Genomic DNA, 18,134 nt, shown 5'->3' on the forward strand with positions numbered 1-18,134 from the left:
TCTCTTCAAACCAGGGTGTGTTGCAGCGCTGATGCACATACGGCCATCAAGGCACCGCCACCACCCAGCAACAGCCACAGGCGCAACATGCTTTTAGCGATGAATGCCCACAGGAAGGCACCCAGATACACCAAAAAAACCAGCATGCTGCTCAGGTGCTCGGCATCATGAAAGGATATGCCAAGCGCAAACAAGCCAGCCATTCCCAGAGTGATGAAACCCCAGGAAAAAATGTAGGCACCAAATATGGCGGCTACAAAACGATGGGCCAGAACCAGCCTGGCAGGCGCTTGGCTTGCCATGGCATCAGAACTTATAGTTCATGTTCAGGTTCACACTGCGTGGCTCACCCCAGGTATAGGTACTATACCAATTGAAGATGGTGTAATACTTTTTATCGAACAGGTTTTTCACGCCGACTGACGCAGACAATTGTTTGCTGAACTCATAGCGCGCCATGGCATCAAAAAGCCAGTAGCTATCGACCGTATGGCGTATGGTCTCACCCGTAGGTTTGCTGATGTCACCCCAGGTTTTGTCTTGCCAGCGCGCGCCGCCGCCCAGTGTCAGGGCATTTTGTTTATAGCTGGTATACAGGCTGAACTGGTTGGATGGCGTCAGGGTAGCTACACGTTGACCCTGCTGGCGTGAAATATTGTGTGAATAACCTGCATGCATTTGCCAGCCTGCTGCCAGTTGGCCTGACAGTTCCATTTCATATCCCTTGGTCTTGACGCCTTGTGCTGCACGGTATGCGATGCCGCCCGATGGGGTCAAGCCACTGGTTTCTATGGCAAAGTTATCCTGCACCAGTTCAAACACGGCTGCTGAAATATTCAGTCGATCACCAAAGAAAGCAGCCTTGACACCGGCTTCATAATTCTTGCCTTCAACCGGTGCCAGTGTGCGACCCTGTGTATCCTGGTTGGATTGCGGGCTGAAGATATTGGTATAGCTGGCATAGGCCGAGTAGTTTTTATTGATATCGACTACGGCACCGACATAAGGGACGAATACGCCGGATTCTTCCATACCTTGTTCGCGGTTGCGGTAACTGGACCAGCGGCCACCGGTGATCAGCTTTGTGCTGTCATGCAAATCCCAGCGGGCTGCAGCATACAGGCCACGTTCACGCGTGGTTTCATCATTGCCAAAACTGGGTGTTGACGGCCAGGCCGGTTCAGCAACATTGCCTTGCCAGTGATAAAAATCCGGCACCGTGGTGCTGTAGCTGGATGGTGCGCTATAGCCATTATTGGTCCAGCGGGATTTGGAGAGGCTGCCACCTATCACCAGCTCATGTTCACGCCCGCCGAGAGTGAAAGGGCCGCTGACATAGCCATCAAAAGCATCGCTGGTGGTGCGGCCTACATATTTGCCTACCCACATTGATACGCCCTTGCCATCGGCCGGATTGGGGTAACCACTGGCGGCGGCACCCAATGCGGCGTCATAGCCGTTGATCTGGTGGTTGTATTGCAATCTGGCGATCCAGCTATTTGCGAATTTGTGCTCCAGCGTAGCGAAGACAGTGCGGGTATATTGATCCCAATGGCTCCAGTTGGTGCCATTATTGTGAGAGCGTGGCATGTCATTGAACTCACCTTTTGAGTTCAGCAAAGGGATGCCGCCCCAGGTAGATGCCTTGGGTTCATTGTTCTGGAAATCGCCACCGATGGTCAGCAATGTGCCGGGGGCAATATCCGCTTCCATGATGCCGTACAGCGTCGATGTTGAACGTGAGTAGCGGTCAAGATTGGACTGGCGGTCTTGATACGCAGCCACGCCGCGTATGCGCACGCTACCGCTCTCATTGACTGCGCCACCGACATCAACGTCGCCACGGTAAGTATTCCATGTGCCAGCCGAGACGGATGCATTGCCGCTGAACTTGCGTGTCGGTTTTTTACGGATCAGGTTGATTGTCGCACCAGGCATGCCGCTGCCTGTCAGCAAACCGGTCGAACCCTTGAGTACTTCCACACGGTCGTACAAGGCCATGTCACTCAGCGTATTACCCGCAGAGTAGGAGGAATTGCGCGTCATGGGGATGCCGTCATACTGGAAATTCTGGATGGCGAAGCCGCGTGCATAGTATTCAGTGCGTTCACTGTCATAAGTCACGATGCTGATGGCAGGCGTGTGCATCATCACCTGGTCGATGGAATTGAGATTGAAGTCATCCATCTCTTGTCTTGTCACCACGCTGATGGTCTGTGGCGTTTCACGCGGTGTCAGTACCATACGTGTCGCAGTGGCGATGGTGCCAGGTGTATAAGACTCGCTGCCTTCAGTGATACGCCCCAGTCTGTTGGCAGTCACATTCACGCTTTGCATGCTGACAGACGGTGTTGCTGTGCTGGTAGTTGTTGCGACAGCGGCTTTGATGACCACAGAGTTGCCATCCTTTGTCGCCACCAGGCCGCTGCCAGCCAGCAGCAAATCCAGCGCTTCACGGTCTGCCAGCGTTCCTTGTACCGCAGGCGCAGTCTTGCCTGTGACCTGGGATGCCTGCAAGCTCAGTTGCACACCGGTCTGGCGTGCCCACGTAGTCAGCGCATCACCCAGAGGCTGGGCAGCGATATCATAGGAACGGGCAGCCGTTGCTGCCGTTTGTGCAAATGCAGTTGTTGCCATGAAGGTGCTGGCAACCAGGGCTGCGCAGACAGTCAGGGAGGCGGTGATGGGCGCACGGCGCGATGAATGTGCTGAGGGAAGTGGCTGGAGTAAGAAAGAACGGCGCATGTTTTCTTTTTTATATTAATGAGAATGAGAATGATTCGTATTATATATTAATCATGGGAAATGTTTTGATATTCCACAAACTATGTCTGGGTTTTTGTCGAAGACCTATGCGTGATCCGCCGATAAACTTCAGGGGAATTTGCAGATTTTTAGCAAGTTTGATTCCATATTGAGTGTACTGGCCGGAGCCAAATATGGAAGGCAGGGCAGATCAATTAACAGACATTCCAGTTTTAATAATTTCTGAAATTTTGTATGTGCAGACGCTTATGGGGGGATGCTGAGGGAATGCTATTGGACGGGTGAGGATAAGACAGGTAACGATAACTGTATTGGAAGTATGGTGTATCAAATAAAACGGATTCAGCTAAACTGATATCTATATATCGTTGCTTGAATGCCGCTCGCTGATTCAGCGATGCGGATGAATATGGGTATGCCCGACCTGGGTGTATTTTTCTTTTTTCATCTCTACCGGAACGATATGCACATTGCCATGCCTGACGCCGGTTTGAGAAATGATGGCATTGGCGCAGGCATGCACTTCTGCCAGCCTGCCTTTGAGGATCAGGGTTTCCAGGCAATTATCGTGGTCCAGGTGTACATGCTGCGAAGCTACGGTCAGGTCATGATGTTCATGCTGCATCTGGGTCAGACGATTGGATAACTGGCGCTCGTGATGGTCATACACAAATCTGACAGTCGCGACACACCATTTGGTCTTGCCTTCTGCTACATCGGTTTGCCCCAACTCCTTGCGCACCACATCGCGAAAAGCCTCTGAACGGTTCAGATAGCCTTTGCGCGTTAGCAGTGCATCAAAGGCATCAGCGAGGTCTTCGTCAACGGAAATGGTCAGGCGGCGCATTATCTACCTCGCCGTGAAAAATAATGCATGTGATCATACACGCAGGCATTGTCATCCTGTGTCAAAAATTATGAGTCAGCGTCAGCCTGACAGAGCGTGGCTCGACCGGATGAAAATGAATATCGCTGGCACCTTCCATGCTTTCACGTGGCAAACGCGACTGGTAATAATAATCAATGTCGCTGGCCTGCTTGTTGAAGAGGTTGAATACATCCACCGTCAGCTTGGTCCTGGCATTGATACGGTAACCCATGCGGGCATAGGCCAGCGTGGTCGATGAAGAGCGTACGCTATTATCTTCAATCAAAGGACGTGGGCCAAAATAACGCAGCTCAAAACCACCATACCAGCGGCCCAGGTCAGTCACCGTTACGCCAAAAGAGGCCACCTTGTCGATAGAGCCCGGGATGTAATTACCCGCCATATCATTTTGTGTATAACGAGCCCGGGATGCTGCCAGGTCAAGGTCAAACAACAGCCATGGTCTGGCGATGTAATGGTTGTTCCATTCTATGCCGGTACGGCGGCTGGCGCGACTGGGTTCGGTTTCACCAGCATCACCGACAAACAAGAGTTCAGAGGCAATATCCAGCCGCCACAGTGCCAGCGAGCTTTGCAGACCTGGGATGATTTCTGTGCGCATACCCAGTTCTGCGCCCCTGGTTTTTACCAGCGGTGTCACCGGTGTGGAGGCTCCGCCATCAGGCAAGCGTGTTTGCGTGGTGCCGCGCGCATCATTGCTGTGAAAGCCGCTGCCGTAGTTGATGAAATATTCGGTCTTGTTCCATGGGCCAAAGATCAATGACAATTTGGGCGAGACGATATGGTCACTGGCTTTGCCTGAATTGCCGTCTATGCTGCTATTGACATCAAAGCGATAAGCATCGTAACGCAGCCCTGCAATAGTGCGGAATTTGGGGTGCCACTGTATGGAATTTTCTGCATAAAAACCAGCGCTGGCTTCCTTCACGCTGTCTTCGCGTATTGTTGATATGCGTTGCTGTGCGATGGTGTTATAAATGCCGACGGGTGACAGTTTATCGTAACGCAACTGCACACCTATCTTGTTATGCATTTCAAGATCAGCCACAGTCAGCGGCCAGGTCTGGCTGATATTCATCCCCAGTATCTGGCGCTTCTCACTTTGGCTGAACTGGTCACCCGTATCAGGGTTTGCCAGGAAATACGTAAAGTTGCTGAACAGGTCAAGACTGGATTGCACGGCATAGGCATCCATTTCAAACATGCCATCCTGGCTGCGCTTCTTCATGGCATAAGACAGGCTGTAACGAGAACTTTGTCCACCATCCGTAGGGTCAAGCGCACCAAAGCGGCTGATCTGGCCAGACTGCACAGCACGCAAGGGTATCTGGTCTGTGGAATTCCAGTTATTCTTGTAAGCCATGGCTGTCACGCTGTAACCATCGTCATGATTGCCCTGGCTATAACGCAGCACGGCACTATATTTGCGCACATTTTCAGGATTAACCCAGGGGCCATCATTGCGGTTGATTTCCAGTCCATACAGCAAATTGCCATTCGTCAGTGCCACTGAATTTGCCAGCACTGCCCGCTGATAGCCATAGCCCCCTAAAGACAGGCTGGCGATGCCAGCCCCCAGCTTGTCAGCCAGGCGAAGATGAGCAGCACCGGCAGAGGCAAAGTCACCTTCATCAGCAAAATACGTCCCCTTCTTGTAGTCAATGCGCTGTACCAGCTCAGGAATCAGGAAATTCAAATCAGAATAACCCTGGCCATGCGCATGGGTGCGCATATTGACCGGCATGCCATCAACAAAGGTGGCAAAGTCAGTGCCATGGTCAAGATTGAAACCGCGCAAAAAATACTGGTTGGCCTTGCCATCACCACTATGCTGAGTGACGATCATGCCTGGTACAAATTCCAGCAATTCACCAGTACGCAGGGCAGGGCGGTTACTGACAAGATTGGATGTCACTGAACCCTGGCTGGCGGCATTGCTGCTGCCTACGGCATTATCGTAATTTCCCAATACTTGCACGGTAGCGACTTTTTCCGATTCGTCTGCTTGTACGGTCTGAAAAGTTTGCAATAGCAAAAAACCAAAGCAGGAAAGCAGAGCACGGTTTATCTTGGTTTTTTGCATTGTTGCTCCATTAGTATACTTTTGTGCTGAATTCATTTGCAGTATTTGCATTACTTTGCTTCAGCGAACGAGTACGACAACTTCCGCTAGCAATTCTTAATACGCAGGAAACAAAAAAATGGATTCATAATTTTGCAACAGCCACTAAATATTTTTATGTCATCAATGTGGCAGCAAAGAATCTATTGCGGGCGTGAAGCTTTTTTATCATCTTCATATCGACATGTTTTCTTCAAATGATGCCGGGAGCAGCAGGATGATTGTTGTGGATGTGCGAAACAGGGTTGAAACTGGGAAATGGCTTAAATGGGGATTATTTGAAATAGTTGAAACCGATATGATTTTTAATCCGTAGAACTTGATGCGAACTCGCACTTATCTTAAAAGGAAATGATCATGCGCAAATTTAACTACGCTCTTGTCTTCGCCGCCGCCATGGCTGCAACATCCATCGCCAGTGCTGCTGATGTCATGGTCGGTGGCCAGAGTATGATGCCATCCAAAGACATCGTTGATAACGCCGTCAATTCTGCTGACCACACCACGCTGGTCGCCGCAGTCAAAGCAGCAGGCCTGGTCGATACGCTGAAAAGCAAAGGCCCGTTCACGGTGTTTGCTCCAACCAATGCTGCGTTTGCCAAGCTGCCAGCAGGTACCGTGGAAACCCTGGTCAAACCAGAAAACAAAACCACGTTGACCAAGATATTGACTTACCACGTAGTACCAGGCAAACATGATTTCATGAGTATTTCTACCCAGATCAAAAAGCAGGGCGGCCCCATAGAACTGGCGACAGCCAGTGGTGGCAAATTATCGTTCATGATGAATGGCCCGCATAACATCAGCGTCAAGGATGAAAGCGGCAATGTCGCCAGCATCAGCACCTATGATGTGTATCAATCGAATGGCGTTATCAATGTCATTGATACCGTCTTGATGCCCAAGTGATGATGCGGCTGTATCCGATACAGAAGTATCAGAGATGGCCGGAGTGAATGGTGCAGTATCAATGCCGGATTTTTCCGGCATTGATTTTCATATTCCCGGTACAGTAATGCTCAGTGAATTCAAGGAATTCAGCGAAATAAGTTTTTCCAAAAACCGCTCACAGGCCACTTCCGGTGTCCATGGTTCCCATGGCTGGCAATCATAGATTTCTGCCAGCGGGTCTTCTTCGAGGATGGGGAGTTTGATTTCCAGCACATCCAGTACTTCATTGCGCGGCCAGCCGGCGCAATGTACGGCTTCTGAGGCGGCGATCAGTTCATCCGCAAGCTTATGCAGGCGGTAATCCATATCATCCCAGGCGGGTAGCTGATAGCGTCTGACGATCGCATCTGTGAGCCTGTCGCTGACTTCCTTGAACGGCGCGCCTAATACGGCTTTCAGCGGTGAAATACAGTCGAAGGCCAGCAGGCCTTCTTCACCATCATGCAAGAGTTCGCGCAAGGCAGCTCCTGCGCTCATGGGTGTTTCTGTCATGGTACTGCGCAGGGCAAGTACGTTCAGGCTATGCTGGGCTACTGACAGTGGTCGTGGCCAACAGGATTCGCCACCCCAGCGGTAAGTTCTCGACAGTCTGTCTGCCAGGTCGCTATCCAGCCAGGCCTGGGGATCGGGGTTGATCAGGTCAAGGTGTTTGCCTGACGGCAGCCTGATCCATGCTCTAGTTTTCAATGGTGCTTTTCCTTAATAGGACTTACGCAAAACCGCCCCAACTGCGTTGCAGCTCCTCTCCTAGGAGCCGCGTACTAAAGTACTGTCTTAGTCGCTACGCCTGGTTGTGACAATTTTTCGTAAGTCCTACTTAATCTGTTTATTTATCGATGAGTTAATGTTACCCGCAGCGCCAGTTGCCAGTGGCAGGGCAAAGCAGAAGCAGGCTCCCGTGCTGTTTGCAGCAGGGTCTGTGCGTAATTCTATACTGCTATGGTGTAATTGCAGGATGCGGTGCACGATCAGCAAACCCAGGCCGCCACCGTGGCCTGCACCGCTGAGTGCAAACGGCCGCTTGAACAGCTTGTCCAGTAATTCAGCGGGTATGCCGGGGCCAGTATCACGTATGCAGATTTCCACTGCCTGCGAGCGTTTTGCTACCGCCACAGTCACCGCGCCGCCTGCCGGCGTATGGCGTATGGCATTGTCGATGAGGTTGGTCAGCACCCGCTCTATCATGCCCAGGTCTGCCATGACCATGGCATTGCCATCCAGCTCTGCTTCCAGCCTGACCTGGCCGTTTTGCGCCTGTAGCTCAAACTTCTGGAACACGTCCTGTATCAGGTCATTCAGCATGAAGGCTTCAGGCTCTGGCGCTACGCCGCCATGTTCGAGACGCGCGAGGTCAAACAGCGCCTGCGCCAGACGGCCAACCTTGCGGCTTTGGCCCAGCGCAATCGCCAGGTAGCGCTGGCGCTCAGCAGCATCCAGCGTCGCATCTCTGGCAGTCAGGGTTTCCAGGTAACCGTGGATGGATGTCAACGGCGTGCGCAGGTCATGGGAGATATTGGCGACCACTTCGCGCCTGTCATGGTCCATCTGCTTCAATGTATGCCATTGCTCATTGATGCGCGTCGCCATTTGCCCGAAACTGGTTTCCAGCACGGCAATTTCATCACGCTGGTTGGTAGCCTGTGCTGACGGTGGAGGTACGACGGGCTGTTCAGCCTGGGTATCAAAACGGCGCATGGTGTCTGCCAGCTTGTGCAAAGGTCGGGTGACCCAGCGCAGTGCAGCCCAGCCAGCCACCAGTGTCAGCAATGCTACCAGTGCCATCGATAACAGGGTGACACGCAACACCGCATTGATACCCGCATGCGCAGCATAGCGGTCATGTTCTTCGCCTTGCAAAATAACGTAGATGTAATGTGACTCAGACTTGTTACTGCGCAATGCCGCCGCGCTGAATACCTTGCGCCCGGTGATACTGCGGGGGTCGTCACCGAGTATGGGCAACATACGGCCATCAAGGAATTTGCGTATAGGTGTCAGATCAACCTGCTCGCGCTTCATACGGCCAGTTGGTGCCGCATTGCCGATGATCTTGCCGGTTTCATCGAGCAGATAAACTTCCACACTGGGGTTGACGCTCATTAACTGGTCAAACAGGCGGCGTACAGAATCCGGCCCCATCTCTTCTGTGCCCGTCAATTGTGCATTGACAGCGATACTGCCTGCCAGTCCGCGCGACAGGCCCTGCACCACTTCCATCTCGCGCATGTCATTCGCGCGTATCTGCAACCAGGCAGAGACGCCACAACTGGCCAGCAACAACACAGAAAAAACCAGCGACAGGCGCTGGGACAGCGTCAGCTTCAAGTGACTTCTCCCGGCAAAGCATAACGGTAACCCTTGCCCCATACCGTCAATATGCGCTGCGGCTCGGCTGGGTTAGTTTCTATCTTGGCACGCAGGCGATTGATATGGGTATTGACGGTATGTTCATACCCCTCATGTTCATAACCCCAAACCTTGTTGAGTAAATCCAGACGTGAATAGACCTGGCCGGGGTGGCGCACAAAAAAATACAGTAGATCAAATTCACGCGGGGTCAGGTCCAGCAACTTGCCATCGGCAGTGGCAACCCGTGTCACTGGTGACAAGGCCACGCCATCTACGGCGACATCCCCGGCTTCAGTACGGCGGCTCTTGTCCATCGCATCGGCACGGCGCAGCATGGCCTTGACGCGGGCCACCAGTTCCAGTACCGAGAAAGGTTTAGCCAGGTAATCGTCAGCGCCAAGTTCAAGACCCAGGATGCGGTGCACTTCGCTGGAACGGGCACTGATGATGATAATCGGCACATAGTTTTCCATGGCACGTGCCTGGCGGCAAATCTCCAGACCATCCACACCGGGCAGCATGATGTCGAGGATCAGGGCATCCCAGTTACCAGTGCGCAATTGTGCGAGGCCCTGTCTGCCGTCGGCGCAATGCGTGACCTGATAACCCTCGTCCTTCATGTGCAGGCGCAGCAGGTCGGCGATGGGCATGTCATCTTCCACGATCAGTATATTTTTTGCTGTATCCACGCTTTTCCCCGCCATCCGAATGTTGTCATTGTGCAGGATTTGCGGGTAAAAAAGTATCACAAATCGTTTAACTTTACGTGAAGACTTGGACAGCGATTGAGGCGCACAATAAGAACAGTGGCACAGATGCTGTACATACACCAAGGAGGATATATGCAAAACCGACGTCAATTTCTACTGGCTGGCAGCATGCTCGCCATGAGCCGCATGTTGTCAGCCGCCCCTGTGGGTAATGTGTTTGAAGTTCAACGCACCGATGCCGAATGGCGTCGTCTGCTGACCGGCATGCAATACGAGGTCTTGCGCCGTGGCGCGACCGAGCGTGCCTTCACCAGCCCGCTCAATGATGAACACCGCAGCGGCCAGTTCAGTTGCGCTGGCTGTCAGTTGCCACTGTTTTCATCAAAAACCAAGTTTGACAGCGGCACTGGCTGGCCCAGCTTTTATGCGCCACTGGAGCGCGCCGTCAGCAATGTGACCGACACTACCTTTGGCATGTTGCGCACAGAAGTGCTGTGCCGCCGCTGCGGTGGTCATCTCGGCCATGTCTTTGATGATGGCCCGCGTCCTACCGGCCTGCGCTATTGCATGAATGGTGTAGCCATGACATTCACACCGGGTAAAGCGTAATTAAGCCTGATTAAGCCTGAGCGGCATACAGAAAGCAAACATGTTGTTGATACTTATTTCTTATCTTGGTGGCGTGCTGACCATACTCAGCCCCTGCATCCTGCCGGTGCTGCCGTTTGTCTTCGCCCGCACTGGTCAGCCTTTCCGCCGCAGTGGCTTGCCATTGCTGGTCGGCATGGCGCTGACTTTCGCCGCGGTTGCCACGCTAGCTGCGGTTGGCGGTAACTGGGTGTTGCAGACCAATCAATATGGCCGCTGGCTTGCAATGGCCTTGCTGGCGTTCTTTGGCCTGACGTTATTGTTCCCGCACCTGGCTGACAAGCTCACCAAGCCACTGGTGGCTGCTGGTGACCGTTTATCAAGTACGGCACAGGCAGATGGCGTTGGCATAGGTTCATCGTTATTGCTTGGTGTGGCGACTGGTCTGTTGTGGGCACCCTGTGCCGGGCCAGTACTTGGTCTGCTGCTCACTGGCGCAGCACTCAATGGTGCGAGTGCACAGACAACTTTCCTGCTGCTGGCGTATGCTGCCGGTGCCGCGACTTCACTGGCAGTGGCCTTGCTGATAGGTGGCAAGGTATTTGCCGCGATGAAACGCTCACTGGGTGCTGGTGAATGGGTACGCCGCATTTTGGGTGCTGCGATGATAGCCGGTGTTGCTGCGATTGCGCTGGGTCTGGATACTGGCCTGCTGACACGCTTATCTACTGTTGCCACCTCAGGTCTGGAACAGCAATTGATAGACCGCTATGCGCCAAATTCACCAGATGTACAAGCCAATCCGGCACCAGCACAGACCGCACCGCAGCAGGGGGCGATGATGGCCTCGAATGCAATGATGGCTTCCAATGCCATGATGGCATCGAACAAGCAAATGACATCCAACACCATGGCACCATCGAATGCCACGATGTCTGCGCATGGCAATAATGCAGCAACGGGTTCTTTGCCAGAAGAGGGTAGCATGCCGCCACTGGATGGTGCAACACAATGGCTCAATTCCAAACCACTGACTGCGCGGGAGCTCAAAGGCAAGGTCGTGCTCATCGATTTCTGGACCTACTCTTGCATCAATTGCCTGCGCAGCCTGCCGTATGTGCAGGCATGGGCCAAGAAATACCGCGACCAGGGTCTGGTTGTGATTGGTGTGCATGCGCCTGAATTTGCGTTTGAGCGTGACCCTGCCAATGTCAGCAAGGCCGTGCGCGACCTGGGTATCAGCTACCCGGTTGCCATCGACAACAACTATGCAATCTGGCGTGCCTTTGGCAACAAGTACTGGCCTGCGCATTATTTCATCGATGCCACTGGCCGCATACGCCACCATCATTTTGGTGAAGGTGAGTATGTGCAATCCGAACAGGTGATACAGCAATTGCTGGAAGAAGCAGGCCAGAAAAATGTCGCCAATGATGTCGTCATCGAGACGGGGGCGGCCGGTGCACAAATGGCTGCGGACGATAGCCAGGTGAAATCGCCAGAAACCTATCTTGGTTACAGCCGCGTGCAAAACTTTGTTTCAGCTCGCGGTGTACAGCAAAATCGCAATGCGGATTACAGCCTGCCAGCGCAACTCGCGCTGAATCAATGGGGTCTGGCAGGTAACTGGAAGGTGCAGGAAGAACATGCCGCCCTGACGCAAAAGGACGGGCGCATCACTTACCGCTTCCAGGCCCGTGACCTGCATCTGGTGCTGGGGCCCGGCAAAGACGGCAAGCCTGTGCGTTTCCGCGTCACTATCGACGGTGCTGCGCCAGGTGCTGCACATGGCAGTGACATCGCCGCAGACGGTACTGGTACGGTGACTGGTCAGCGCTTGTACCAACTGGTGCGACAATCCGGCAAAGTCGTTGAGCATACTTTCAGCATAGAGTTTCTTGATCCTGGCGTGGAAGCCTACGCCTTCACTTTTGGTTGATTTTCCTTCTACAAGGAGTACGACATGAAAATAGCAAACAGTTTCACAGCCCTGGTACTGGGCATAGGTGGTGTCGCCGCAGCACTGGTTTTGAATGGCCAGGTGCGTGCCGGCGAAGCGGCAGTAGTCATTGCCGCGCCAGTGGTGGATGTACCAACAGGTAGCGCCAAGACAGAAACTGCAGTTTTCGCCGGTGGTTGCTTCTGGGGTGTGCAAGGTGTATTCCAGCATGTGCGCGGTGTCACCAATGCAGTCTCCGGCTATGCCGGTGGCAAGGCAGCAACTGCGCATTATGAACTGGTAGGTTCTGGTGCAACCGGTCATGCAGAAGCAGTGCAGGTGACCTATGATCCTACCCAGATCAGTTATGGCAAGTTGCTGCAGATATTTTTCTCAGTCGCGCATGACCCAACCCAGTTGAATCGCCAGGGGCCGGACAGTGGCACGCAATACCGTTCCGCGATTTTCCCAGCCACGCCAACGCAACGCGATGTGGCTGAAAAATACATCACCCAGTTGAACGCCTCGCGCGCTTTTCGCAGCAAACTGGCGACCACCCTGGAAGCAGACACAGGCTTTTTCCCGGCAGAGGCCTATCACCAGAATTACCTGACCCTGCATCCTAATGAGCCATACATCGCCATCAACGACTTGCCCAAGGTTGAAAACCTCAAGCGTGTCATTCCTGCGGTATATCGGGCAGATCCAGTGCTTGTGCGTAAAGGCATTTGAGTAGCTAGTATTAAAAAAAACCGGTCAGGTATTGGTCAACTGATACTGGCCGGTTTTCATGTCTATTTTTGATATCAAAGGTTCCTCATACATTTATACCTTGATCCCCTTGAAATTTGACGCATAATGGCAAAAATTACATAAATGATCATTATGTTGAGGAGACTGGTATGGAAATGAATCTGGCACCCGAAGTCATTGCGCAAACCCTGGAAGCCACGCTCAAGCGTTTGCGGGCTGCCTGTCGTACCCAGCCTCACCCTGATCTGCAGCAAAGGCTGGACTGGCTCAGCCGTCTCGAAAAAATAACCGTGCAACATGGTGCAGAAATCAATCAGGCGATCTGTAAGGATTTTGGACATCGCTCAGCACACGAAACTGAACTGGCCGATTTATCGCTCATCGTTTCTTCCATTAAGCACACCAGACGCCACCTTGCTGGCTGGATGAAGCCGCGTCGTGCTGCCACTGCCCTGCAATACCTGCCTGCAAAGAACAGGTTGCTGAGTCAGCCGCTGGGTGTGGTCGGCATCATCTCGCCATGGAATTATCCGCATCAACTTGCGCTGGGGCCAGCCATTGCTGCCTTTGCCGCAGGCAACCGGGTCATGCTCAAACCCTCAGAGCTGACTCCACATTATTCAGCACTGCTGGCCAAGCTGGTTGCTGATTATTTCTCTGAAGATGAAATGGTGGTCGTCACTGGCGGTGCAGACGTGGCCAAGGCATTTTCTGAACAGCGCTTCGATCATCTGGTGTTCACCGGTTCGACCGCAGTCGGCAGGCATGTGGCAGTTGCAGCAGCCAAGAACCTGACGCCGGTAACGCTGGAACTGGGTGGCAAATCCCCGGCAATTGTGGATGCCAGCGCCAACATCAAAACTGCCGCAGCCAGCCTGGCTTTTGGCAAATTACTTAATGCCGGCCAGACCTGCGTGGCACCGGATTATGTGCTGGTGCCAGCAGACAAGCGCGATGAACTGGTGGCCGCGCTGGTAGCTGCCACTGGCAAGATGTATCCGGTGCTGGAAGAGAATCCAGACTACACCGCCATCATCAACGACCATCATTACCAGCGCTTGCAAGGCTTATTGAATGACGCAGTAGAGCAGGGTGCGCAATTGCTGCCACTCACCAGCACTGCCCAGTCTGCAGGCATGACAGCCGCACGCAAACAGGCGCCTGTGCTGGTCTTGAATGCCACGCCAGACATGCGCATCATGCAGGAAGAAATTTTTGGCCCCTTGCTGCCCATCGTTACTTATCAAGGCAACGTCAAAGAGGCGATAGAATTCATTAACAACCGGGAGCGCCCGCTGGCACTGTACTGGTACGGCACCGACAATGACAACCGTGATCAGGTACTGCAACAAACCGTGTCTGGCGGCGTGACTATCAATGATTGCCTGTGGCATTTGAGCCAGGAATCACAACCCTTTGGCGGCGTTGGTGCCAGCGGCATGGGAGCTTATCATGGCGAATGGGGCTTCCGGGGTCTGAGCAAGGAAAAGCCAGTGTTTTACCAAAGCAGGCTGAATGGCATCAGCCTGCTGTATCCACCGTATGGAAAAACATTTGCCCGCATGTTGAAATTACTGAAAGCGATAGCCTGATATCGCCAATTGTGTTCTGCGGTAGATTTTTGAAAGATAGCTTAAGCAATACCGCAGGGAACTGCTTAACTGCATCATGTTCGATATGTGGCTGATCAGTTTCAATAAGCGCTATAAATACTATAAACACCGGATTATAACTGCCGGTCTTCCGCCTTGAACGTACCCTCAGTGATCGTTAGCACTGCCTTGGTCTTTGTATCTCTCAGCTCAAAAGAAAACTTGCCTTCGATGAGTTTGCCATTGACAGCAGTAATCTCCAGCATGTTCTTGCCATCACGCGCAGTGTATTCAGCCACCGGTTCGCCAAAGGGCTTCTTGCTTTCACCCTTGATGAATTTGACTTCACAGCCGCTATTACTAAAATCCCTGGCCTGATACTTGACCGGCTTGCCGTCAAAATTCCTGCAGATAATACTCAGGCGGTCTGTCAGTGTCTTGGGTGGGGGATAAGCAGATGCACCTTTGGTCGAAGCGATCAGGTTCAGTACACCCTTGGTCGGTATCAGATAGGTAATGCCATCATCATCGCTCTCGAATAACTTCCCATCAATTTTTGCACTGAACTGCTGCGGTGTCTTGGCATGTGCCAGCAAGGCAGGCGTCATACTGAATACTGCCAGTGATGCAGCAGTAATGAGAGAACGGGGCAGTTTCATAAGACTCCTTTTGATGAGGGAATAAAAACCTGTGCTTCACGAGTTGCCAAGACAATACCATACTCTTGAGGATTGGCTGCCGTTCCTTCAACCGCTTTAAACCTTCCTCAACGTGTTTGAGTGCTTTAGTGCCTGCCAGCATGTCCGCCTACAGAAAAGACTCCCACCTTCCTACTCGCAGGGAATGATCTTGTCATTAGCATGATAGTAGTCAGGATTCTTTGCCTCCATTTATTAAGGATATGCCATGAGCATACAAGCCAGTAACGCATTAGCTCCATTGATTTACCAGCCTTCTTTTGAAGTACCGGAAGAAGGTGAGGCAGAGGTCATTGCAGACTTGTTGCAGTCGCTAAAGCACATTTCTGAAGTCACGTTCAAAGACTCTGGTCATGCAACACGTAGCGTGCATGCGAAAAGCCACGGCCTGTTGCGCGGTGAAATGCAGGTAATGGATAATTTGCCACAGATATTGGCGCAGGGCATATTTGCTGCGCCGCGCAGTTATCCCATCGTCATGCGTCTTTCTACAGTACCAGGCGATATGCTGGATGACAGTGTATCGACACCGCGTGGCATGGCTGTCAAAGTAGTCGGTGTAGAAGGGGAACGTCTGGATGGAAGTGCAGGGGATGTCACCCAGGATTTTGTCCTCGTCAATGGCGGCCCCGGTTTTTCTGCAGCAGGTGCCAGGGATTTTTCAAATGCCTTGAAGCTGCTTGCCCCAACGACCAATAAAGCCCCTGGTCTCAAGAAAGCCTTGTCCGCTGTCTTGCGTGGCACAGAAAAAGTGATTGAAGCATTTGGTGGTGAAAGTGCGACCATCATCGGCATGGGCGGTCATCCTGAGACACATATTCTTGGTGAGACTTTCTTTAGCAAGACACCGGTGTTGTTTGGCCCCTATATGGCAAAAATCTGCATCGCTCCTGTCTCGACCAATCTGACTGAGCTTGCCGGTGCAGAGCTCAACGTCAATGGCAAACCCAATGGTTTGCGCGATGCAGTCATCGATTTTTTCAAGGACAATATTGCTGAGTGGGAAGTGCGTGTGCAATTGTGTACCGATCTTGCCAGCATGCCGGTGGAGGATGCATCCGTCGTCTGGCCAGAAGACATCAGCCCTTATCTGCCGGTCGCACGTATTATCATGCAGCCGCAACTTGCGTGGAGTGAACAACGCTCAAAAGCGGTGGATGACAATATGTCTTTCAACCCCTGGCACGGTATTGCTGCCCATCGGCCTATCGGTTCCATCATGCGGGCGCGCAAGGCCGCTTATGACATGTCGACGAAATTCCGTGCGGCGCATAATGGACTGCAAATGAACGAGCCAGAAAATCTGGATAACTTTCCTGAGTAATTCAGGAAATAGATGTGTGGTCTTGCAGTAAGGCCTCTGCAAATTCGTCGGTAAAAATATCCGCCAGCGCAAAACGCAGGGCTTTTGCCCGCTCAGGGCCGTAGGTTTTTTCAAAGCGGTCTGTGCTTTTCGCCATAGCAGATTTGCTTCATTCAATTTTTCTGCGCCAGTTGGCGTCAGGGTGACGCGTTTGCTTCGCCCGTCTTTGGCGTCCCTGGTTTGTACGAGATAGCCATCGCGCTCCAAAGGTTTCAGATTGTGCGCACGCGCCGAGCGGTCAAATACCATCGCATGGGTAAGTTCCGACATCGTCGGTGATACCGCACGCTGCACATGCACGAGGACCGGGCGCTGGGAAATAGTCAGCCCGCATGGAGCAAGAACGGCATCATATAGCTGGGTAACACGGCGGCTGGCCTTGCGTAACGCAGCACCATGGCAAACAAGCGGGTCTTTGGCACTTTGCTGAGTCAAATCCTGCCTCCATATGGTTTATTCATCATGCCGTTTCCAGTCGGTTCAACAGGTCTATGCTTCATTCTCAGACCATTCAGGGCTGAAGCCACCCAGTGTAGGGTGATACATCTCATCTCCTGAATGCTGGGTGAACTCGACATTCAGCCGGTCTTCTCGCAGGCCGAGGATTGCGATGCAATCAGCACACAGCGCCTTGGCGACTTCCATGCGGAGTTCTGGCGTGCGCCCTTTGCGGATGTCACACATCAGTACAGCAACGGCAACAGGCTCGCCACCGACCATTCTCCAGACACCTCCCTGGCCAAGTTCGCGGATGGCGATGCTGATGCGGCGTATATCAACCGACATGAGGCTGGCATAGGTGGTCGCCATCTGTCTGGTAAGGGCCTTTTTGAGGTCGGCAGGATAGCGGTGGTTGACGCCCAACTGCAAATATGGCATCGAGTATCTCCTGGTTTCGTGAGTAAAGGCCAAGGTAAGCTGTTGTTAAGGCCACCAGCAAAATACGGCAAGTCACAGGCCAGGCAGCATGGTGAATCATTGGCACAAGTATTTTTGAAAATACTTGCATATGCCAGCATTTGTAAAGAAAGCCTGAATGTACGTGCTCTCGTTGCTGTAGTGGAAAACTTGCCAACAGGAATACCGTCAAGAGACTCACACCTGATTGATAGTAGCGACACCACATTGAAAACAATCCTGGGAGCTGGATTAGACACAGGTAAAACAAGAATTTGAAACAAATTGAAAAATTTATCAAAAAAACAACGATTTTGTGATTTGGCAGCTTAAGCTTATTGCAAGTTAGATGTTGGTTTTATAAACTTGAGTTGGCAAAAAATAATGACCAAAATGAATGTTTATGCAGCGAAACCATGTTTTCCAGATGCAGATAATTCGGTTTGGCAATATTGCCTCATAAAAGAAATCAAAGCTCATATCCACATAGTGAGCTTGTTGCAAAAATCTTCCTCAA

The 18,134-nt window shown here is 52.3% G+C and carries 17 protein-coding genes and 1 pseudogene; 7 read left to right on the plus strand and 11 right to left on the minus strand.

The genetic code is table 11. From position 1 onward, the window contains the following. Positions 1 to 5 precede the first annotated feature (5 nt). The 4 genes from ACO0LN_RS06720 to ACO0LN_RS06735 all read right to left on the minus strand — a co-directional run bounded on the left by ACO0LN_RS06720 (position 6) and on the right by ACO0LN_RS06735 (position 5,738). Positions 6 to 302: an iron uptake protein gene (locus ACO0LN_RS06720; RefSeq protein ID WP_422972156.1), complete on the minus strand. Its 297-nt coding sequence runs from the start codon at positions 300 to 302 to the stop codon at positions 6 to 8. A 4-nt stretch (positions 303 to 306) separates the two neighbouring features. After that, positions 307 to 2,745, minus strand: coding sequence for a TonB-dependent siderophore receptor (locus tag ACO0LN_RS06725; protein ID WP_422972158.1), 2,439 nt, complete (start codon positions 2,743 to 2,745; stop codon positions 307 to 309). Between the two features lie 412 nt (positions 2,746 to 3,157). Next, on the minus strand, positions 3,158 to 3,613 hold the full coding sequence (gene nikR / locus ACO0LN_RS06730) for a nickel-responsive transcriptional regulator NikR (RefSeq protein ID WP_422972160.1): 456 nt from the start codon (positions 3,611 to 3,613) through the stop codon (positions 3,158 to 3,160). A 61-nt stretch (positions 3,614 to 3,674) separates the two neighbouring features. Continuing rightward, positions 3,675 to 5,738, minus strand: coding sequence for a TonB-dependent receptor (locus tag ACO0LN_RS06735; protein WP_422972162.1), 2,064 nt, complete (start codon positions 5,736 to 5,738; stop codon positions 3,675 to 3,677). 396 nt (positions 5,739 to 6,134) lie between these two features. Here ACO0LN_RS06735 and ACO0LN_RS06740 point away from each other — a divergent pair, with 396 nt between their 5' ends. After that, a complete protein-coding gene (locus ACO0LN_RS06740) occupies positions 6,135 to 6,686 on the plus strand; it encodes a fasciclin domain-containing protein (protein ID WP_422972164.1) in 552 nt (183 codons plus the stop codon). Positions 6,687 to 6,773: 87 nt separating this feature from the next. On the opposite strand, the gene ACO0LN_RS06745 is transcribed toward ACO0LN_RS06740, so the two are convergent. The 3 genes from ACO0LN_RS06745 to ACO0LN_RS06755 all read right to left on the minus strand — a co-directional run bounded on the left by ACO0LN_RS06745 (position 6,774) and on the right by ACO0LN_RS06755 (position 9,766). Then, the gene (locus ACO0LN_RS06745) at positions 6,774 to 7,415 is read right to left on the minus strand and encodes a phosphohydrolase (protein WP_422972166.1); all 642 of its coding nucleotides are present in this window, start codon (positions 7,413 to 7,415) and stop codon (positions 6,774 to 6,776) included. A gap of 126 nt (positions 7,416 to 7,541) precedes the next feature. Continuing rightward, positions 7,542 to 9,095, minus strand: a complete 1,554-nt coding sequence (locus tag ACO0LN_RS06750) for a HAMP domain-containing sensor histidine kinase (protein ID WP_422972168.1) — start codon at positions 9,093 to 9,095, stop codon at positions 7,542 to 7,544. Then, positions 9,050 to 9,766, minus strand: a complete 717-nt coding sequence (locus ACO0LN_RS06755) for a response regulator transcription factor (protein ID WP_422972170.1) — start codon at positions 9,764 to 9,766, stop codon at positions 9,050 to 9,052. Before ACO0LN_RS06755 ends, ACO0LN_RS06750 begins: the two co-directional genes overlap by 46 nt. Positions 9,767 to 9,919: 153 nt before the next feature. Here ACO0LN_RS06755 and msrB point away from each other — a divergent pair, with 153 nt between their 5' ends. From msrB to ACO0LN_RS06775, 4 genes are all read left to right on the plus strand, one after another. After that, positions 9,920 to 10,396, plus strand: coding sequence for a peptide-methionine (R)-S-oxide reductase MsrB (msrB, locus tag ACO0LN_RS06760; RefSeq protein ID WP_422972172.1), 477 nt, complete (start codon positions 9,920 to 9,922; stop codon positions 10,394 to 10,396). Between the two features lie 40 nt (positions 10,397 to 10,436). Further along, positions 10,437 to 12,314, plus strand: a complete 1,878-nt coding sequence (locus ACO0LN_RS06765) for a cytochrome c biogenesis protein DipZ (protein ID WP_422972174.1) — start codon at positions 10,437 to 10,439, stop codon at positions 12,312 to 12,314. 24 nt (positions 12,315 to 12,338) lie between these two features. Next, positions 12,339 to 13,046, plus strand: coding sequence for a peptide-methionine (S)-S-oxide reductase MsrA (msrA, locus tag ACO0LN_RS06770; RefSeq protein ID WP_422972176.1), 708 nt, complete (start codon positions 12,339 to 12,341; stop codon positions 13,044 to 13,046). Between the two features lie 170 nt (positions 13,047 to 13,216). Continuing rightward, positions 13,217 to 14,659 (plus strand): coniferyl aldehyde dehydrogenase, encoded by a 1,443-nt coding sequence (locus ACO0LN_RS06775; RefSeq protein ID WP_422972178.1) that lies wholly within the window; start codon positions 13,217 to 13,219, stop codon positions 14,657 to 14,659. Positions 14,660 to 14,793: 134 nt separating this feature from the next. Here ACO0LN_RS06775 and ACO0LN_RS06780 read toward each other — a convergent pair whose 3' ends face one another. Beyond that, positions 14,794 to 15,318 carry a hypothetical protein gene (locus ACO0LN_RS06780; protein WP_422972180.1) on the minus strand — a complete coding sequence of 175 codons (525 nt, stop codon included), beginning with the start codon at positions 15,316 to 15,318 and terminating at the stop codon, positions 14,794 to 14,796. A 247-nt stretch (positions 15,319 to 15,565) separates the two neighbouring features. Here ACO0LN_RS06780 and ACO0LN_RS06785 point away from each other — a divergent pair, with 247 nt between their 5' ends. Then, positions 15,566 to 16,681, plus strand: a complete 1,116-nt coding sequence (locus tag ACO0LN_RS06785) for a catalase family protein (RefSeq protein ID WP_422972182.1) — start codon at positions 15,566 to 15,568, stop codon at positions 16,679 to 16,681. 1 nt (position 16,682) lies between these two features. Here the strand turns inward: ACO0LN_RS06785 and ACO0LN_RS06790 are convergent, their stop codons facing one another. From ACO0LN_RS06790 to ACO0LN_RS06800, 3 genes and pseudogenes are all read right to left on the minus strand, one after another. Further along, positions 16,683 to 16,817: a hypothetical protein gene (locus ACO0LN_RS06790; RefSeq protein ID WP_422972528.1), complete on the minus strand. Its 135-nt coding sequence runs from the start codon at positions 16,815 to 16,817 to the stop codon at positions 16,683 to 16,685. Between the two features lie 89 nt (positions 16,818 to 16,906). After that, positions 16,907 to 16,990, minus strand: a pseudogene (locus ACO0LN_RS06795) (MarR family transcriptional regulator); the annotation flags it as partial. Between the two features lie 219 nt (positions 16,991 to 17,209). Further along, the gene (locus ACO0LN_RS06800) at positions 17,210 to 17,599 is read right to left on the minus strand and encodes a tautomerase (RefSeq protein ID WP_422972184.1); all 390 of its coding nucleotides are present in this window, start codon (positions 17,597 to 17,599) and stop codon (positions 17,210 to 17,212) included. Between the two features lie 18 nt (positions 17,600 to 17,617). Here ACO0LN_RS06800 and ACO0LN_RS06805 point away from each other — a divergent pair, with 18 nt between their 5' ends. Further along, entirely contained in the window at positions 17,618 to 17,896 is a 279-nt protein-coding gene (locus ACO0LN_RS06805) for a hypothetical protein (protein ID WP_422972185.1), read from the plus strand. Positions 17,897 to 18,134 lie beyond the last annotated feature (238 nt).

Origin of the sequence: Undibacterium sp. TC9W, assembly GCF_049339865.1 — a bacterium.
In the GTDB taxonomy this organism is placed as follows: domain Bacteria; phylum Pseudomonadota; class Gammaproteobacteria; order Burkholderiales; family Burkholderiaceae_D; genus Undibacterium.

Excerpts from the sequence above, each read along its gene's own strand:
- ACO0LN_RS06725 (WP_422972158.1), bottom strand. The coding sequence starts at position 2,745 with ATGCGCCGTTCTTTCTTACTCCAGCCACTTCCCTCAGCACATTCATCG.
- ACO0LN_RS06740 (WP_422972164.1), top strand. The coding sequence starts at position 6,135 with ATGCGCAAATTTAACTACGCTCTTGTCTTCGCCGCCGCCATGGCTGCA.
- ACO0LN_RS06750 (WP_422972168.1), bottom strand. The coding sequence starts at position 9,095 with ATGGGGCAAGGGTTACCGTTATGCTTTGCCGGGAGAAGTCACTTGAAG.
- ACO0LN_RS06780 (WP_422972180.1), bottom strand. The coding sequence starts at position 15,318 with ATGAAACTGCCCCGTTCTCTCATTACTGCTGCATCACTGGCAGTATTC.
- ACO0LN_RS06800 (WP_422972184.1), bottom strand. The coding sequence starts at position 17,599 with ATGCCATATTTGCAGTTGGGCGTCAACCACCGCTATCCTGCCGACCTC.
- ACO0LN_RS06765 (WP_422972174.1), top strand. The coding sequence starts at position 10,437 with ATGTTGTTGATACTTATTTCTTATCTTGGTGGCGTGCTGACCATACTC.
- nikR (WP_422972160.1), bottom strand. The coding sequence starts at position 3,613 with ATGCGCCGCCTGACCATTTCCGTTGACGAAGACCTCGCTGATGCCTTT.
- ACO0LN_RS06785 (WP_422972182.1), top strand. The coding sequence starts at position 15,566 with ATGAGCATACAAGCCAGTAACGCATTAGCTCCATTGATTTACCAGCCT.
- msrB (WP_422972172.1), top strand. The coding sequence starts at position 9,920 with ATGCAAAACCGACGTCAATTTCTACTGGCTGGCAGCATGCTCGCCATG.
- ACO0LN_RS06775 (WP_422972178.1), top strand. The coding sequence starts at position 13,217 with ATGGAAATGAATCTGGCACCCGAAGTCATTGCGCAAACCCTGGAAGCC.
- msrA (WP_422972176.1), top strand. The coding sequence starts at position 12,339 with ATGAAAATAGCAAACAGTTTCACAGCCCTGGTACTGGGCATAGGTGGT.
- ACO0LN_RS06735 (WP_422972162.1), bottom strand. The coding sequence starts at position 5,738 with ATGCAAAAAACCAAGATAAACCGTGCTCTGCTTTCCTGCTTTGGTTTT.
- ACO0LN_RS06720 (WP_422972156.1), bottom strand. The coding sequence starts at position 302 with ATGGCAAGCCAAGCGCCTGCCAGGCTGGTTCTGGCCCATCGTTTTGTA.
- ACO0LN_RS06790 (WP_422972528.1), bottom strand. The coding sequence starts at position 16,817 with ATGGCGAAAAGCACAGACCGCTTTGAAAAAACCTACGGCCCTGAGCGG.